This is a genomic window from Streptomyces sp. NPDC053542 (assembly GCF_044544685.1).
GTDB lineage: Bacteria > Actinomycetota > Actinomycetes > Streptomycetales > Streptomycetaceae > Streptomyces.
The window spans coordinates 599,298-615,292 of sequence record NZ_JBITXL010000003.1; the positions used below are offsets into that span (position 1 = coordinate 599,298).

Below are 15,995 nucleotides of genomic sequence, written 5' to 3' on the forward strand. Positions count from 1 at the left end.
CGGTCAGAGCATGCAGAGAGCTCAGGTGGCGCGGACCGTCACTCGACGACGTGCTGTCCCTCGGGACGGGCGGAGCAGGAGCTCTTGAAGGCGCAGTGGGCGCAGTGCTTGCCGGTCGAGGGGACGAAGCGCTCCTCCAGGACCCGCCCGGCCGCGGTGGCCAGCAGGTCGCCCACCCAGTCGCCGTCCAGCGGCTGCTGGGCCTGCACCACGGGGAGGGCGTCACCGCCGTCCTTCTTGGGCGCGCCCTGGCGCAGGTGGACGAGCTCGGCGCCGCCGGCTTCCGGGGTGCGCCCCTCGAAGACCTCGTCGACCGCGCCCGCGCGCACCGCGAGCTGGTACACGGCGAGCTGCGGGTGCCGGGCCACCTCGGGCCCGGTCGGCTTGCTCTTGCCCGTCTTGAAGTCCACGACGTACGCACGGCCGTCCGCGTCGGCCTCGACGCGGTCCATGCTGCCGCGGATGCGGACGGCGTACTCGCCGGCCTCGCCGGCCGGCAGCGTGATGTCGAAGCCGTGCTCGGTGGCGACCGTGGTGCGGCCGAGCGTCTCGCGCTCCATCACGTGCCAGCGCAGGAAGCGCTCCAGGGCGGCGCGCGCGCTGTCCTTCTCCTGGCGCGACTTCCACGGCGCATCGAAGGCGAGCGCGTCCCATACGGAGTCCAGCCGCTCCATCAGGACGGCGAGGTCGGCGGGCGTGCGTCCGGAGGCGACCTCGTCGGCCAGGACGTGGACCACGTTGCCGAAGCCCTGCGCGGCGGTCGCGGGCGCGTCCGCCCTGACCTCCCGGCCCAGGAACCACTGGAGCACGCAGGCGTTCGCGAGCTGGTCGAGCGCGCTGCCCGAGAGCGCCACGGGGGTGTCGCGGTCGCGCAGCGGTACGGAACTGTGCGTCGGCTCGTACAGGCCCCACCAGCGGTACGGGTGCGCGGCGGGCACCAGGGGGCGGCCCTCGTCGTCCCGGAGCGCGGCCAGCCGGGCGAGCCGCTCGGTGGCGGCCGCGCGCAGCGCTTCGGAGGCGTCGGGGTCGACGGTCGTGGCACGCAGCTCGGCGACGAGCGCGGCCACCGAGAGCGGGCGGCGCGGGCGTCCGGTGACGTCCACCGGGTCGACGCCGAGCTCGGTGAGGAAGCGGGAGGGCTGGTCGCCGTCGTCGGCCGCGGCCTTCACGGCGGTGACGACCAGCCGCTCGCGGGCGCGGGTCGCCGCCACGTAGAACAGCCGGCGCTCCTCGGCGAGCAGCGCGCCCGGGGTGAGCGGTTCGGCGAGGCCGTCCCGGCCGATCCGGTCCGCCTCCAGGAGCGAGCCGCGGCGGCGCAGATCGGGCCAGAGCCCTTCCTGTACGCCGGCGACCACCACGAGGCGCCACTCCAGGCCCTTCGCGCGGTGCGCGGTCATCAGGCGGACCGCGTCGGGCCGCACCGTGCGGCGGGTCAGTGTGTCGGCGGCGATGTCCTGGTTGTCCAGCTCCTCCAGGAAGTTCAGGGCGCCGCGGCCGCCGGTGCGCTCCTCGGCGCGGGCCGCGGTCTCGAACAGCGCGACGACGGCGTCCAGGTCGCGGTCGGCGTTGCGGCCCGCCGCGCCGCCGCGCCGGGCGGTCCGCTCCAGCCGGCCCGGCCACGGTGTGCCGTCCCACAGCTCCCACAGCGCCTGCTCGGCGGTGCCGCCGCCGGCGAGCAGCTCACGCGCCTTGCGCAGCAGCAGGCCGAGCCGCTGGGCGCCGCGCGCGTATGCCGGGTCGTGCGCCACGAGGCGCTCCGGCTCGTCCAGCGCCTCGGCGATGAGCACGTCCGAGGGGCGCGGCACGGTCCGCCCGGCGGCCCGCTCCTCCTCCCGGAGCGCGCGCCCGAGCCGCCGCAGGTCGGCGGCGTCCATCCCGCCGAGCGGCGACGTCAGCAGCTCCATGGCCACCTCGGGCGCGATGCGCGTGGGCTCCGCGGGTGCCGCCGCGGAGCCGTCCGGCTCCTCCTCCAGCGCCTCCACGGGACCGTCGGGCCGCCCGGCGGCCTCCTCGCCGTCCGCCGGCTCCGTCCAGGGCTCCCCGGCGCTCTCCGGCGCTTCCAGCGGCTCCTCGTCCCCCTCCGGCCCGTCGGCCGGCTCTCCGTCCAGATCCTCGCCCGGCTCCCCGTCCAGTACCGCTTCCCCGTCCGCCCCCGGCGCGTCCGTCGCCGCCACCCGCAGGGCCAGCAGCAGCGGCGCGACCGCGGGCTCGTGGCGCAGCGGGAGGTCGTCGCCGTCGATGTCGAGGGGGACGCCGGCGGAGGTGAGCGCACGGCGTACGGACGGGATCGAACGGCCGCCGGCGCGCACGAGGACGGCCATGTCCTGCCACGGGACGCCGTCCTCCAGGTGGGCCCGGCGCAGGATGTCGGCGATGTTGTCCAGCTCGGCGCCCGCCGTCGGGTACGTGTACACCTCGACCCGCCCGCCGTCCCGTACGGGTGTCGGCTCGCGGTGCTCCCGGACCTGACGGGCGGGCAGCCGGTTGAGCGGCATCCGGCGGGTGAGCAGCCGGGTGGCCGCGACCAGCGCGGCACCGGAGCGCCGGGCGGTGCGCAGCACCTGTACGGGCGCCGGCGCGCCGTCCGCGCGCCGGAAGGTCTCCGGGAAGTCGAGGATGCCGTTGACGTCGGCGCCGCGGAAGGCGTAGATCGACTGGTCCGGGTCACCGAAGGCGATCAGGGTGCGGCCGCCGCGGCCTTCTTCGGGGCGCGCGAGCCCCCGGTTCCCGGCCAGCGCGTGCAACAGCCTGACCTGCGCGGCGTCGGTGTCCTGGTACTCGTCGACGAACACCGCGTCGTAGCGGCGCGCCAGCTCGGCCGCCACCTCGGGGCGCTCGGCGAGCAGCACCGCGCGGTGCACCAGCTCGGCGTAGTCCAGCACCCCCTGGGCGTCCAGGACGTCGAGGTACTCGGCGAGGAAGCCGGCGGCCGCGCCCCAGTCGGGCCGTCCCGTGCGGCGCGCGAAGTCGCCCAGCGCGTCCGGGCCGAGGCCCAGCTCCCGGCTGCGCGCGAGCACGGCCCGCACCTCGTCGGCGAAGCCGCGGGTGGTCAGGCACGCCCGCAGCTCGTCCGGCCAGCCGACCGGCGTGCGGTGCTCACGGGCCAGCTCGGCCTGGCCGGCCAGCAGCTCACGGACCACGAGGTCCTGCTCGGGGCCGGACAACAGGCGCAGCGGGTCGGCGAAGAGGTCGGCGTCCTGATGGGCGCGGACCAGCGCGTAACAGAAGGAGTGGAAGGTGGTGGCCTGCGGGCTGCCCGCCCGGCGCACGGGCTCGTGCACCGGCGCACCCTCAGCGTCATGCGCCGCCTCTCCCTGGCCGGGCTCTCCGTCCGCGTCGGGTGCCGTCTCGTGGCTCAGCCGTGCCGCCATCCGGTCGCGCAGCTCCACGGCGGCCTTGCGGCTGAAGGTGAGGACGAGGATCCGCTCGGGGTCGGTGCCTTCCCGTACCCGCCGGGTGACCGCCTCGACGAGCGTCGTGGTCTTGCCCGTACCGGGCCCCGCGAGCACGAGCAGCGGGCCGTCCGCATGGTCAACCACGGCACGCTGGCGTGCGTCCAAGGCAGGAGGGCGCACCGCGTCCGGCCGGGTGCGCACCAGGCGGTACGCGCCGGGGGCATCCCGCCGCGCCGGCTGCGGATGCGGCCGGGCCTGCGGAATCGCCGAGGGGGAGGAACTCACGTGGATCGCCTGTGCCGGTGTCTGAGGTGCGGTTGCGGTGGTACTGGGGGCCTGGTGTGCGGATGCGGTGGAGACGGGGAGCCGGTGAATGATGCCGGACGTTCCGTCTGCGGTGATGCTGGTGTGACGAGGTAATTCTGTCGATGCGTGTGGTGTGGGAGTGCGGGATGGTTCGGGTGCTGATGTCCGCCGTGGGGGCTGCGCCCGACGCTACGCCAGGCGGCGCACGAGCCGCAGCGCGTCCCGTAACCACGCGTCGGAAGCCGACCGTCCCGTCAGTCGTGCGTGGCCGACTCCGGCCCCTCCCGGCCGTCCCAGCGCGCCCGCCGCATGTCCACGCGCGGCATCGTCCGCTCCCCGCGCGCGCCCTCCGTACGCCGCGCCTCACGCAGCGGCGTGCCCTCGGCACGGTACTGCCGCAGCGCGTGCCGCTCCTTGCCGGGCAGGAACACGCCGTCCGCGCGCACCACGCGCCACCACGGCACGGCGCCGCCGTACAGCGCCATCACCCGGCCCACCTGTCGCGGGCCGCCCTCCCCCAGGTACTCGGCGATGTCCCCGTACGTCATCACGCGGCCCGGCGGAATCCGCTCCGCCACCCCGAGCACGAGGTCCGCGTACTCCGGGAGCTCACCGTCCGGGGCGTCACTCCCGCGCTCTTCGGTCCCACTCATTCGCCCCATCCTGCCGCATGCCACCGACAGCGCCCCGCGTTCCCCGCCACGGCGGTGACGTCGCGTGCGTGGAGGGCTGCCGCGGCGTACGCTGCGCATCCCGCGCCCCCGAAATGCACCCTGATGCCCCCCTCCGCACCGGGGCCGTGCCACCATCTTCCGGGCGGTGACTGGTGATACGAGATCAAGAAGACAGGGCCGAGCAGGCTCAGGGCGCGGCGCCTCCGGAGGAGGCGGGCGCCTCTGAGGCGTGGTCCGGATCCGGCCACCGCGCCGACGATCACCGCGCCACCCACGACCACCGCTCCACGGACACCGACGGCACGACCACGAGGAAGCCGGAGCAGCCGGACCAGCCGGAGAGAGAACCGGGACAGCCGCTACAACGGGGAAGGGCTTCCACCACCGACATGGCAAGTACCACCGACCAGACCGGGCGGACCGACGCGCCCGAAGGGGCGGGCGCAGCGGGCGGCCGCACCCCGAAGGACGAGCGTCCGCCACCGGGCGCGGCGCGCGACGACGCCCCGGGACAGGACGCCGACAGACCCGGCGCCGGCCGGCCGCGCCTCATGAAGGCGCCCCGTGCGGACCGCGCCGAGCGCCCCGCCCCCGAAGGCGTCGGCAGCGAGTTCCACGTGGACCACGTCTCCGGCGACGAGCCGCTGCTGCCCGCACGTGTGCACCGCCCCTTCGACCTGATGCGTTTCCTGCTCGGTGTGGTGGGGATCGGGCTGGTCCTGGCGCTGGCGACGTTCGCGCACGGCACCACGCAGGGCCTGGAGAACGACATCGGCAAGGGCGCGGGACAGGCGCCCCAGCTGCTGATCACCTTCGCCGGTCTGACCGCGAGCATCGCCGTACTGATCGTTCCGGTCGCCTTCGCGATCGAACGGCTGATCAAACGGGACGGACTGCGGATCGCGGACGGCGTGCTCGCGGCCGTGCTCGCCCACGGGGTGTCGCTCGCGACGGACCTGTGGGTGGCCGAGGCCGCTCCGGAATCGATCCGGGACGCCCTCACCCAGCCGCTCGCCAACGGGGCGATCACCGCCCCCGTGCACAGCTACCTGGCGCCGGTCATCGCCTACATGACGGCCGTCGGCATGTCCCGTAGGCCGCGCTGGCGCGTGGCCATGTGGTGCGTGCTGCTCCTGGACGCCTTCGCGGTGCTGGTCGGCCGGTACACCACGCCGTTCGCCATCGTCACGACCGTGCTGATCGGGTACACCGTCGCCTTCGGCACGCTGTACGCGGTCGGCTCCCCGAACGTCCGGCCCACCGGCCAGAACCTCCTCGCGGGCCTGCGCCGGGTCGGCTTCCACCCGGTCAGCGCGCTGCGTGCGGAGGACACCGCGTATCCGGAGCACTCCGACCGCGGCCGCCGGTACATCGTCACCCTGGAGGACGGCCCGCCCATCGACGTCACCGTCGTGGACCGGGAGCAGCAGGCGCAGGGCTTCTTCTACCGCGTGTGGCGGCGGCTGTCGCTGCGCGGCATCAACCAGCGCCGCAGCCTGCAGTCGCTGCGGCAGGCGCTGGAGCAGGAGGCGCTCCTGGCGTACGCGGCGATCGCCGCCGGCGCGAACGCGCCCAAGCTGATCGCCACCTCCGAGCTGGGCCCGGACGCCGTGATGCTCGTGTACGAGCACGTCGGGGGCCGCACCCTGGACGCGCTCGCGGACGACGAGATCACCGACGAGCTGATGCACAACGCCTGGCAGCAGGTCGACGCGCTGCAGTCGCGGCGCATCTCGCATCGGCGGCTGGTGGGTGACGCACTCCTGGTGGATCGTTCCGGCACGGTCGTCCTCACGGATCTGCGCGGCGGTGAGATCGCCTCCGGCGACGTGGTGCTGCGGATGGACGTCGCCCAGCTGCTGACCACGCTCGGCCTGCGCGTCGGCGCCGAGCGCAGCGTGCAGGCGGCGGTGGAGGTGCTCGGCCCGGACGCGGTGGCCGACAGCCTGCCGCTGCTGCAGCCGATCGCGCTCAGCCGGACCACCAGGGCCACGCTGCGGCATCTCGCGAGGGAACGGGCCAAGCGGGAGCGCGAGGCGGTCCTGGCGGCCTCCCAGGCCGCCAAGGCGGCAAAGGCGACGGAGGGCAAGGCCGACCGCAAGACGCTGCGGGCCGAGAAGAACGCCGAGAAGCGGGCGCTGGACGAGGCGATGGAGGAGGCCCGCGAGGACGACCTGCTCACCCAGATCCGCCGCCAGGTGCTGCTGATCCGCCCGACCGCGCCGGTGGAGCCGGCCAAGCTGGAGCGGATCAGCCCGCGCACGCTGGTCAGCTGGATCGCGGGCGCGTTCGCCGCGTACTTCCTGCTCTCGCAGCTCACGCACGTGAAGTTCGACCAGGTGATCGGGGAGGCGAACTGGGGCTGGGTGGCGGCCGCGATGTTCTTCTCCGCGCTGACCTACATCGCGGCGGCGCTCAGCCTGCTGGGCTTCGTGCCCGAGAAGGTCGCCTTCGTACGGACGGTGATCGCGCAGATCGCGGGCAACTTCGTGAAGCTGGTCGCGCCGGCCGCGGTCGGCGGCGTGGCGCTCAACGCGCGCTTCCTGCAGCGGGCCGGCATCCGGCCCGGCCTCGCGGTGGCGAGCGTCGGCGCGTCCCAGCTGTTCGGCCTCGGCAGCCACATCCTGCTGCTGCTGACCTTCGGCTATCTGACCGGTACCGAGCGCACGCCCTCGCTCTCGCCCTCCCGTACGGTCATCGCGGGGCTGCTGACGGCGGCGGTGCTGGCCCTGGTCGTCACGGCGATCCCGGCGCTGCGCAAGTTCGTGGTCACGCGGGTGCGGTCGCTGTTCGCCGGTGTCGTGCCGCGCATGCTGGACGTGCTGCAGCGGCCGCGGAAGCTGGTCGCCGGCATCGGCGGGATGCTGCTGCTGACCGGGGCGAACGTGATGTGCCTCGACGCCTCGATCCGCGCCTTCGGGGGCGGCGACCAGATCTCGTACGCGAGCATCGCCGTCGTCTTCCTCGCGGGCAACGCGCTGGGCTCCGCGGCCCCCACCCCGGGCGGTGTCGGCGCCGTCGAGCTGGCCCTGACGGGTCTGCTGACCGCGGCGGGGCTGGGCAGTGACACGGCCCTGTCGGCGGTGCTGCTGTTCCGGCTGATGACGTTCTGGCTGCCGGTCCTGCCGGGCTGGCTGTCGTTCACGTTCCTGACGCGCAAGGGAGCGCTGTGACGCGCGCACACGTAGTGCTGTGAGGTGAGCGTATGAAGGGGGAGGCGCGCGCCTCCCCCTTCATACGCCGCGGACCGCACGCCCCCGTACGCGCGCTCAGTCGTCCCAGAAAGGCCGGGCCCTGGCCGCGGCCGCCGCGATCTCCGCGCCGTCCAGCGGCGTGAACGTGAGCCCCACCTCCAACAGGGGCCACTCCACCGCCAGTTCGAAGAGCTGCGGCGGGGGCAGTGGCCAGAGCCAGAGCGCGTACTCGCTGTCGATGTTCTCGCCGGAGCTGCCGCCGCCCTCCTCGTTCAGGGTCAGCACCGGCAGCTCCGGGCGCGGCCCGGGCCACTCGTCCCCGTCGTCGCGCTCGTCGACGGTGGTGACCACGCAGCCGTCCGCGAAGCGCACACCGAAGCGCAGCAGCCCGTCCGGATGCCGGCCCTGCTCGGCCGCCGCCTCCGCCGCCGCCAGCTGCCACGGGTCGTCGTCGTAGCCCCATACGCCGCGGGAGACCCGCGCCCAGTCCTCGCGGCTCATACCGGGACGGCGCCGGGCGCGCATCCGCAGCCGGATCTCCACGCCGTCCTCGTAGGCCACGGCCTGGGTCGCGACGATCGCCAGATGGTCATTGCGGGCCAGCACCCGCTCCAGGGGCACGACGCCGCCGATGACGTCCTCGGGCGCGCTCTCCCACGGCACCCGCGCGAACTCCGGCTCGTCACCGGGCTCTTCGCCCCTCGGCCGGGGCGGCGGAAAGAAATCCATACGGCAACGGTACGGCGGTGCCGTCCGGCGGCGGTACCGGTTTTACCGCTGCGGAGTCCGGCATGCGGAAGGCCCGTCCGCATCGCGGACGGGCCTTCCTGCGCTTCAGAGTCGCGGCCGATCAGTAGACCGGCTTCTCCGGCTCGATCTGGTTGACCCAGCCGATGACGCCGCCGCCGACGTGCACCGCGTCCGAGAAGCCCGCGGACTTCAGGACCGCGAGGACCTCGGCGGAGCGGACGCCCGTCTTGCAGTGCAGGACGATCTTCTTGTCCTGCGGCAGGTCCTGGAGGGCGTTGCCCATCAGGAACTCGTTCTTCGGGATCAGCTTGGCGCCGGGGATCGAGACGATCTCGTACTCGTTCGGCTCGCGGACGTCGATGATCTCGATCTTCTCGTCGCCGTCGATCATCTCCTTGAGCTGCTTCGGAGTGATCGTCGAGCCGAGCGCCGCCTCCTGGGCCTCGTCCGACACGACGCCGCAGAAGGCTTCGTAGTCGATGAGCTCGGTGACGGTGGCGTTGGGGCCGCAGACCGCGCAGTTCGGGTCCTTGCGGACCTTGACCTGGCGGTACGTCATCTCCAGCGCGTCGTAGATCATCAGGCGGCCGACCAGCGGGTCACCGATGCCGGCGAGCAGCTTGATGGCCTCGTTGACCTGGATGGAGCCGATCGAGGCGCACAGCACACCGAGGACGCCGCCCTCGGCGCAGGAGGGCACCATGCCGGGCGGCGGGGGCTCCGGGTACAGGCAGCGGTAGCAGGGGCCGTGCTCGGACCAGAACACCGACGCCTGGCCGTCGAAGCGGTAGATCGAACCCCAGACGTACGGCTTGTTCAGCAGCACGCAGGCGTCGTTGACCAGGTAGCGGGTGGCGAAGTTGTCCGTACCGTCGACGATCAGGTCGTACTCGGCGAAGAGCTCCATGACGTTGGAGGAGTCGAGGCGCTCTTTGTGCAGGTTGACCGTGGTGTACGGGTTGATGCCGAGGACGGTGTCCTTGGCGGACTCCGCCTTCGAGCGGCCGATGTCCGCCTGGCTGTGGATGATCTGGCGCTGCAGGTTCGACTCGTCGACCTCGTCGAACTCCACGATGCCGAGCGTGCCCACGCCCGCCGCGGCCAGGTACATCAGCGCGGGCGAGCCCAGGCCACCGGCGCCGACACACAGCACCTTGGCGTTCTTCAGCCGCTTCTGCCCGTCCATCCCGACATCCGGGATGATCAGGTGGCGGGAGTACCTGCGGACCTCATCGACGGTGAGCTCCGAAGCGGGCTCGACCAGGGGTGGCAGCGACACGGGGACTCCGTTGGTCGGTAATTCATTACGTTGGTTCTCCCCGTAACACTGCCACGCCCTTCTTCATTCCGAGACACCCGGTCCGATGTGCGAGACGAATTCGTCCCAGTAACCGGGCAGGGCCTGCCGGGCCCCTCCGGAGTCGCGGTCGCTGCCGTCCCGGCGGATCTCGACGGGGTGTGTCCGCGCTGTGGGACGGCAGTCCAGATCGAAGCCGTCCATGCCGTACCGGGTCATACCGGTCAGATGCGACATGCGGCCTCCATCCAGATGTCCGCGAGCGACTCCTCCAGTCCGATGCGCGAACGCCAGCCGAGCCGGTCGCGGGCGGTACGGACGTCGGCCTGCTGCCAGCTGCCGCAGCCGTCCGGGTACGGGTACGCGGGCAGCCCGCCGCCGGGGTGCTCGCCGGCCGGGCCCGGGATCGCGACCCGGCCGGGCGCGTGGCCGCCCGGCGCGTACCCGGGCGGCGCGTCCAGCTCGTGCAGCGCGCCGCCGAACCCGGCGACTCTGGCGAGCACGGCGGCGGCCTCACGCAGTCGTACGGCTCTGCCGGTGCCGATGTTCACCACCCCTTGAGCGGCGGACAGCGAGGCGGCGTGCACGGCGCGCGCCACGTCGCGTACGTCCACGAAGTCACGCTGCACACCGAGCCCGCCGAGCTTCAGCTCACCCTCGCCGGACTGCAGGGCGCGGCGCATCGCCTCGGCGAGCCGGCCCAGCGGGGAACCGGCCGGCGTGCCCGGACCGACCGGCGAGAAGACCCGCAGCACCACCGCGTCCAGGCCGGAGCCCAGCACCAGCTCGGTCGCGGCGAGCTTGCTGACGCCGTACGGGCCTCCGGGGCGCGGCACGGCGTCCTCGGCGGTGGACGAGCCGGGCTGGGAGGGCCCGTACTCGGAGGCGCAGCCGAGGTGCACCAGGCGGGCGCCGCAGCCGCTGCGCCGCAGCGACTCGCAGATCGTGGCGACCGCGACGGTGTTGTGCCGGGTCAGGTCGCGGGCGCCGCCGCGGGTCGCGCCCGCGCAGTTGATCACGACACCCGGGTGCACCGCGTCCAGGAACCGGGTCAGCGCGCCGGGGCTGCCCGAGGCCAGGTCGAAGCGGACGTCGGCGTCATCGCCGCGGCCGAGCGCGGTGAGCTGGACGGCGGGATCGGCGAGCAGCCGGTCGGCGACGTGCCGGCCGAGGTACCCATTGGCACCGACGAGCAGAACCCTCATCGCGCGGCCCCCAGTTCTCGGACTGCCGGAACGGCCGGCAGCACCGGAACGGCCGGAGCGGCGGCCTGCTCCCGTACGGCCGGTTCACGTACGAGCGGCTCTCGTACGAGCGGTTCTCGTACGGCGTGATGGACGGTCATGTGCGAGGGCTCCTCAGAGGGGTCGAAAAGGATCGAGGGGGTACGAGGCGGGGTTGTCGGGTGGGGGCCGCGCGAGTCCTTACGGGGCGGCGGCCGCCGGCGGGGCGGCGGCGGGGCCGGGCGGGGGCGCGGGGGTGCCGTGCCGGAGCGTGTCGGTGCCGGGCGCCGGGGAGTGCGCCGCCGCGCCGGTCAGCGCCCGCAGCCCGTACACGAACAGGCCGAGCGCGGCGGCCGCGCAGGCGACGGCCGGTACGACGGCGGGGCCGAGCAGGCCGGCCGCCGCCTCGACGGGCCGGGCCACCGCGGCGGCGCCCGGCAGCCGCCCCAGGGGCAGCGTCGCCAGGGCGACGGCCTCCAGCGCCACCGCCGCGGCCAGGCCGCGGCCCGCCGCCACGGGGAAGCCGTGCACGGCCAGAAGGCGGACGAGGAAGAGCAGCACGGCGAGGGTCAGCGCGGCGGCGAACGGGGTCAGCGCGCGGAGTGGCGGGAGCGCCGTCGCACTGCCCGTGCCGAACCGGCCCGCCAGGAGTCCCGCGACGGCCAGCAGCGCGCCGGTCGCGGCCACGAAGAGCAGCACCGCGCCCGTCAGCAGGGGCCGCATTCCGGCGGCGAACTCCCCGAGGCCGCGGCTGGCCGCGAGCCGCCGCCGCCCCCGTACCGCGAACCGCCGCGCGCACCAGGCGGCGGGCGCGACCGCGCAGCACAGCGCGACGATGAGCACGGCGGCGGCCGGCAGCGGGCCGGACGGGAACGGCTCATGGGCGGCGGCGGACGCCGGGCCGGTGACCGGCGGGAAGACGCCGGCGAGCGACGGGAGGGCGGCCGACAGGCGGGCGAGGGACACCTCGGGGCCGTCGGCCCGCAGCGCGCCGAGCAGCCGGTCGGCGAACAGGGTGTACCCCGTGAGCCAGCAGGTCCACAGGGCGGCCGCGCGGCCGAGCCCGTGCCCCGTGCGCAGCGGCCCGCTCCGTAGGCACAGCCGCAGCGCCAGGACCACGAACACCGCGCCTACGAAAGCCAGCGCGGGGCGGAGGACGGCGGGCGCCGCGCCCTGGACCGCGGCGACGGCGGTGACGGTCGTGACGGCCAGCGCGCCGGGCAGCACGTGCAGCGCCGCGCGGGTCCGGCCGGACGGCAGCGGTGCCGGGTCGGCGGGGCGCGGCGGGGCCGCGGAGGCTTCGGCGCGCGGCACGCGGGCGTAGAGCTCCTCGGCGAGCGAGAAGACGTCACGGTGCCGGAACCGGGCGGCCGTGCGGTCGGTCACGCCGTGCGCCTCCAGGCCCGCGGCGATCTCCAGCGGGTCGACGGCCCGTTCGCACAGCTCACGGTGGCGGTGCATCAGCTCGCGCACGGGGTCGGCGGGGCCGCGCCGGGGCGGGACCTTCCGGGCGGGGGCCGCGCCGGGAGCCGGTGCCGCGCCGGAAGACGGTGCCGCCCCGGGAGCGGGCCCCTCGCCCGGGGTGGCTGCTCCCCCGGGGGCAGCTGTTCCTCCGGGGGCAGCTGTTCCTCCGGGGAGCAGCGCGCTGGAGCGGGGGTCCCAGCCGCCCGGGCTCTGCGGGGTCACAGGGGTGTCGGGCCGCTGTGCGGCCCGCGTCCGGTGAGCGGTCATGCGTCGCCTCCTGCTCTCGTCCGGGCCACGCCGGCGGGCACCCGCGCCCCGGCGTCGTGCGGTACGGCGGGCGGCCGGGCCCAGCTGGGGGCGTGGCCGCGGTCCTGCGGCGCGGACGACGGGCCGGTGGCGGCCCAGGGGTCCGGCAGGCGCGACTCGGCGGGGCGCGCGAAGGGGCGCGGCGCGCCGTCCACGTCCCGCTCCGCGTGCCTGACCTGGGCGCGGGACATCAGCTCCAGGTAGATGCCACGAAATGCCGCGATGTTCTGCTCGACGGTGAACAGTTCGAGTGCACGGGCCCGCGCCGCGGCGCCCAGCCGGGCCCGCCGCTCCGGGTCGCCCAGCAGGGCGGTGCACGCGTCGGCCAGCGCCCGTGGGTTGCGGGGCGGTACGACCAGGCCCGTGCCGCCGATGACCTCGCAGACGGCGCCCACGTCCGTGGACACCGTGGCCCGGCCGCAGAACATCGCCTCCACCAGCGTCCTCGGGAACCCGCCGACGACGCTGGACAGCACCAGCACCGCGCCCGCTTCGTACGCGTCGGCCGGCCCCGCCACCCCGGGGTCGCCGATCGTCTCGAACGAGACCGGGTTCTCGCCGACCGTGATCGCGTCGGCGGCCTCGTCCGGGAAGAGCTGCGCGGCCAGCGCGCGGCAGTGCGCCAGATAGGCGGCCGCCTCCGGGCCGGCGCCGGGCGCGCCGATGATGCGCAGCGTCGCGTCCGGCTCGGCCGCGCGGACCTGCGCGAAGGCGTGCAGCAGCCCGATGAGGTCCTTGTCGGGCTCGACCGTGCCGACCCACACCAGGGTCTTGGAGTCGTCGGCCGCGGCGTCCGGGACGCGGGCGAACGGCCCGGCGTCCATGCCCGGATAGACCGTGCGGAGCCGGTCGCGGGGCGCGCCGCACCGCTCCTGCCAGCGGCGGATGTGGGTGTTGCCGGGAGTGATCAGGTCGGCCGTGCGGTACGTCTCGGCGGCCAGCGCGCCCTCGAAGGCCGCCAGCAGCGCGTGCACGGGGGAGCTGAGGGCCGCCGTGGCACGCGCGAGGTGGTGCTCGCGCAGCCGTACGCCGTACTCCGTGACCAGGAGCGGAGTGCCGCAGAAGCGTTTGGCCAGCAGTCCGGCGAGGGCCGCCGGGCCGCCGCACGTCACATGGCAGAGGTCGACCCCGCTGAGCCCCTCGGCTCCCCCGGGCAGCGCGCCGCGCCCGTCCCCATGGGGGCCGCCCGCACCGTCCCCGTACCGGCCGCCCGCGCCGTCGCCGTACCAGTCCAGCGACAGCGGGCGCAGGGCGCCGTCGAGCGCCTCGGTGACGGCCAGCAGGTCGGTGACCTGGGCGGCGCGTGCGGCCGGCAGCGCCCCGGGGGCGCGGCAGGCGGCCTCCAGGATGCGGACGGCCGTTTCGGAGTGGAGCAGCTCGGGCAGCGAACCGGCGCTGCGAGCCAGGTCGGCGAGGCCGTACAGGCCGGCGGCGAAACGGTCCGCCTCGTGTCCGGCCTCCCCCGGCGGGCCGCAGAACGCCGCCGCGAGATCGGCGAAGTGCCCGGCGAACCGCTGCCGTTCGCGGCGGCCGGGACCGGCCGCCCAGCCGCGCCGACCTGGCCCGCGCCGGCCGCTCCGGGTCCGCGCGGCGTCCCGGCCCGGCGCCTGCGCCCCGGAGCCGTCACCGACCGCGTACACCTCGAAGTCATGGCCGGTGAGCCCGCGCACGAGGCGGTCGCACCAGGCACCCGTTTCACCGGACGCGTACGGATAGCCACCCTCGGTGAGCAGTCCAATGCGCACGAGCGCACCCCCGTCCTCGGATCGGCGTCCTTCCGAGCGGCGACCGGATCGTCACCACCTGCGACAAGACGCTACGCAGAAGCACCGATGGCGCGACGGACGGTTGTCCATCGCGCCACCAAAAGGGGTGAAGCGGCGTAACTTTCCACCAGGCTGGGCGTTCCGAGGCGGTACCGGAGCGCCGCTCAGCCGGTCGGGAACGGCCAGGCGTTCGGGCGGCAGGTGGCGCCGTCCGTGGTCAGGAACTTGGTCTGCTGCATCATCACGGGAGCGAGCGCGCCCTGCCGGCGGCAGCCCTCGTGGTCGTGGCCGAGCCGGTGCCCCACCTCATGGTTGATCAGCATCTGCCGGTACGCGTACATCTTGTCGGGCCCGTACGTCGCCGCGCCGCGCGCCCACCGGTACGCGTTGATCATCACGCGCTCGGTCGCGGCGGAGTCGCAGGAGACCCGGTCCTGGCTGGTGTCCAGGCCGGACTTGGCGCACCACTCGTCGGTGGTGCCGGGGCTGGCCAAGGTGATGACGAAGTCGGCCCGGCCCGAGGCGACGCGCGCGAACGAGCGCTGCCCTCCGTGTGCCCAACTGCGTTCGTCGTTCAGCGTCTTGTGCACCGCTTCGGCGAAGAGCTCGCCGTCCAGCGGCAGTCCGTCCTCGACGTCGACGCGGTAGCGCACCACGTGGCCGCGGCCCGGCGCGGGCGCCGCACCGCCGACCGGCTTGAACGTCCCGCTGCCCTTCAGGTCGGCGGCGAGCGGGTACGTCTTGGCCATCTTCGCGGCGTACGTGGCGGGCGCGGCCGTGGCCCCGCCGTGCGGCTTGCCGGCGTCCGCCTCCGGCGACGCGTCCCCGCCGCTCGGCGAGGGCCCGTCGGCGCCGTGCTTGCGGGCGTCGGCGACCTGGCCGGCGACCACCACCGCGAGCACCGTGGTCACCGCTGCGGCGGCCAAACCGGTGAACGTGCGCCCCTTGGCGCCCTTGCGCCGCCGGGCGTCACCGGACGCGTCCTCCAGCGCCCCCTCGGCCCCGAACTCCGCTTCGTAGGCGGCGATCTCTTCGTCCACCCCGGGCGCGTACGGGTGCGGCGCGGACTTCGGGGAGAGTCCCTGCGGTGTGTCCGAGGCGGGCGAGGATGAGGCGGCCATCGGTACCTGCGCTCCGTTCGGGGAACGCCGCGGCCCCGCGGCGGACGGAGCGCCGGCCGCGAAGTGGGCGTCGTCGGCGAAGGCGTCGAGGTACTCCTGCTTCGGCCCCGGCCGGCCGCCTCCCGGGTCGACCGGCGTGCCCAGTACGCCGGGCCGCGTGCCACCGGTACCGCGCTGGTGCGGCAGCACGGGGGCGCCCTGCCCCGGCGCGGCCTGCGGGGCGGCACCGGACTCCCACGGCTCGGGGTGCCCGCCGCGCACGGGAGGACCGGCCTCGGGGCCGGGCTCGCCGCGCCGCCACCGGCGGCCCCTGCCGGGGTCGGCGGGGGGCCGGGGGCCCGCGGCGGCGCCCTGGTCCGGCACCGCGGCGTCACCCGGGCCCGCGGGCCTGCGGGCGGCCGCTGCGCGCTCGCTCCAGGCACCGGTCGCCCCCGTAGCGGCGCCGCTCTCCGTGGTGTCGGTCGTCCCCTCCGGGGTCCGGCGGCTATGGCGTCCCACT

Annotated in this window: 10 protein-coding genes; 1 reads left to right on the top strand and 9 read right to left on the bottom strand. The window is 75.1% G+C overall.

The genetic code is table 11. The features are described from left to right. Window positions 1–38: 38 nt before the first annotated feature. Window positions 39–3,680 carry an ATP-dependent helicase gene (locus ACIGXO_RS10565; protein ID WP_399783221.1) on the bottom strand — a complete coding sequence of 1,214 codons (3,642 nt, stop codon included), beginning with the start codon at window positions 3,678–3,680 and terminating at the stop codon, window positions 39–41. Window positions 3,681–3,955: 275 nt separating this feature from the next. Beyond that, window positions 3,956–4,354, bottom strand: coding sequence for an MGMT family protein (locus tag ACIGXO_RS10570; protein ID WP_399783224.1), 399 nt, complete (start codon window positions 4,352–4,354; stop codon window positions 3,956–3,958). Between the two features lie 173 nt (window positions 4,355–4,527). Here ACIGXO_RS10570 and ACIGXO_RS10575 point away from each other — a divergent pair, with 173 nt between their 5' ends. Beyond that, window positions 4,528–7,548: a lysylphosphatidylglycerol synthase domain-containing protein gene (locus ACIGXO_RS10575; protein WP_399783227.1), complete on the top strand. Its 3,021-nt coding sequence runs from the start codon at window positions 4,528–4,530 to the stop codon at window positions 7,546–7,548. A 96-nt stretch (window positions 7,549–7,644) separates the two neighbouring features. On the opposite strand, the gene ACIGXO_RS10580 is transcribed toward ACIGXO_RS10575, so the two are convergent. The 7 genes from ACIGXO_RS10580 to ACIGXO_RS10610 all read right to left on the bottom strand — a co-directional run bounded on the left by ACIGXO_RS10580 (window position 7,645) and on the right by ACIGXO_RS10610 (window position 15,994). Further along, window positions 7,645–8,298, bottom strand: coding sequence for a hypothetical protein (locus tag ACIGXO_RS10580; RefSeq protein ID WP_399783230.1), 654 nt, complete (start codon window positions 8,296–8,298; stop codon window positions 7,645–7,647). A 121-nt stretch (window positions 8,299–8,419) separates the two neighbouring features. After that, on the bottom strand, window positions 8,420–9,598 hold the full coding sequence (gene moeZ, locus ACIGXO_RS10585; RefSeq protein ID WP_031067315.1) for an adenylyltransferase/sulfurtransferase MoeZ: 1,179 nt from the start codon (window positions 9,596–9,598) through the stop codon (window positions 8,420–8,422). Window positions 9,599–9,661: 63 nt separating this feature from the next. Beyond that, the gene (locus ACIGXO_RS10590) at window positions 9,662–9,853 is read right to left on the bottom strand and encodes a hypothetical protein (RefSeq protein ID WP_399783235.1); all 192 of its coding nucleotides are present in this window, start codon (window positions 9,851–9,853) and stop codon (window positions 9,662–9,664) included. Next, entirely contained in the window at window positions 9,841–10,821 is a 981-nt protein-coding gene (locus ACIGXO_RS10595; RefSeq protein WP_399783238.1) for an NAD-dependent epimerase/dehydratase family protein, read from the bottom strand. Before ACIGXO_RS10595 ends, ACIGXO_RS10590 begins: the two co-directional genes overlap by 13 nt. 219 nt (window positions 10,822–11,040) lie before the next feature. Beyond that, window positions 11,041–12,570 (bottom strand): hypothetical protein, encoded by a 1,530-nt coding sequence (locus ACIGXO_RS10600; RefSeq protein WP_399783240.1) that lies wholly within the window; start codon window positions 12,568–12,570, stop codon window positions 11,041–11,043. Next, entirely contained in the window at window positions 12,567–14,354 is a 1,788-nt protein-coding gene (locus tag ACIGXO_RS10605) for a DUF3492 domain-containing protein (RefSeq protein WP_399783242.1), read from the bottom strand. Before ACIGXO_RS10605 ends, ACIGXO_RS10600 begins: the two co-directional genes overlap by 4 nt. Before the next feature lie 185 nt (window positions 14,355–14,539). Next, entirely contained in the window at window positions 14,540–15,994 is a 1,455-nt protein-coding gene (locus tag ACIGXO_RS10610) for a DUF3152 domain-containing protein (RefSeq protein ID WP_399783245.1), read from the bottom strand. Window position 15,995: the final 1 nt, after the last annotated feature.

Coding starts and splice junctions, on each gene's coding strand:
- ACIGXO_RS10570 (WP_399783224.1), bottom strand. CDS start 4,354: ATGAGTGGGACCGAAGAGCGCGGGAGTGACGCCCCGGACGGTGAGCTC.
- ACIGXO_RS10580 (WP_399783230.1), bottom strand. CDS start 8,298: ATGGATTTCTTTCCGCCGCCCCGGCCGAGGGGCGAAGAGCCCGGTGAC.
- ACIGXO_RS10590 (WP_399783235.1), bottom strand. CDS start 9,853: ATGTCGCATCTGACCGGTATGACCCGGTACGGCATGGACGGCTTCGAT.
- ACIGXO_RS10595 (WP_399783238.1), bottom strand. CDS start 10,821: ATGAGGGTTCTGCTCGTCGGTGCCAATGGGTACCTCGGCCGGCACGTC.
- ACIGXO_RS10600 (WP_399783240.1), bottom strand. CDS start 12,570: ATGACCGCTCACCGGACGCGGGCCGCACAGCGGCCCGACACCCCTGTG.